We start from the raw sequence: 1,259 nt of genomic DNA on the forward strand, positions 1-1,259 counted from the left end.
AATCGCCTAGCGTTCACGCTGATTCGTTGATCGCTACGCTGATCCGAATTCCACCACTACACGGGGCACTACCCCGACGCCGCGATGCAGACGCTCCAAGGGATCGCGGTCATGTGTCAGTGCGAACGTGAGGATTGCGCCGCCACCCCATCGGAAGGCGGTATGAGTGATCAGCATGCCCGGATTATTGTGCACGTGATCTGCCAGGACGAGACCCTCAACGAGGACGGGGACGGCGACGGGCCCAGCGACGGCGGCCCGGACGGAGACTACCCAGATGAGGGGCCTGGTGATGACGGTTCACACGACGACGGCCCTGACGATGGGGGCCCCGGCGACGACGGACCCAGCCTCGACAGTGACGATGACGACGGGCCTGGCGATTCCGGGCCCCGCGAGTCCGAACGTTCAGGGTTCCTCGACGGCTATGGCGTGATCACCGCCGACCACGTCCGTGCCATCGCGGCACGGCCCGATGCGATTGTCAGGCCGTTGAACCCAAAGCCAGGGCAAACACTGCCCACCCATCAACCGGGGGACCCGTACCGGTTCTCCGCCGCACTCGACACCTTCATCCGCGCACGGGACGGCTACTGCGTGTTCCCGGGGTGCAATAAACCAGCGTGGGCGTCGGATCTCGATCATGTGGACGAGTTCAACCACCGCCATCCCGCGGCAGGCGGGCAAACCTGCGCGCGCGATACCAACACCAAATGCCGCTACCACCATCTGATCAAAACATTCGGGGACTGGCTCGACGATCAATTCATCGACACTGAGGGCTTTACCCGGGTCACGGTGACCAGCCCGGATGGCATCACAATCATCGGCCGCGGCCACAACAACGAGGCCCTGTTCCCAGCACTGCGGACGGTGCGATTCCAGAAACCGCCACCACGCGGACCCACCACCACACCGGATGATCCAGACTCTGGTGGTGCTGGTCCGCAGCGTTCCCGCACTAGGACGGCGGACAAGCATGCGCGGCGACGCCGTGCACGCGAGCTCAACCGTCGCCTACGCGAACTCCACGACCTCGGCCCACCAGCCGATGACCGCCGCTAGCCGCGGTTCCCTTGCACAACCTGGCCGTTGGGGGCACAGGCAGGCGTCAGCCAGCCCACAGACCGACCAGTAGCGCGATCCAGCCCACCGCCACCCCGGCGCCGAGTCCCGCAGACAGGATGAACTGCCCCAGGTTCTGTGCCGCTCCTAAACGGGCTGCGGCTCAGCCTTGAGGGCAGCATAATGAACTTGCT

At 64.9% G+C, this 1,259-nt stretch carries 1 protein-coding gene; it reads left to right on the plus strand.

Features of this window, described 5'->3' with window-relative positions:
• Positions 1–162: 162 nt before the first annotated feature.
• A complete protein-coding gene (locus tag TBIF_RS24230; RefSeq protein WP_148302370.1) occupies positions 163–1,065 on the plus strand; it encodes a hypothetical protein in 903 nt (300 codons plus the stop codon).
• Positions 1,066–1,259 lie beyond the last annotated feature (194 nt).

Origin of the sequence: Tomitella biformata AHU 1821 (assembly GCF_000524475.1) — a bacterium.
Classification (GTDB): domain Bacteria; phylum Actinomycetota; class Actinomycetes; order Mycobacteriales; family Mycobacteriaceae; genus Tomitella; species Tomitella biformata.

What these genes read in the sequence shown, in the direction of transcription:
- TBIF_RS24230 (WP_148302370.1), top strand. Translation starts at nt 163, where the DNA reads ATGAGTGATCAGCATGCCCGGATTATTGTGCACGTGATCTGCCAGGAC.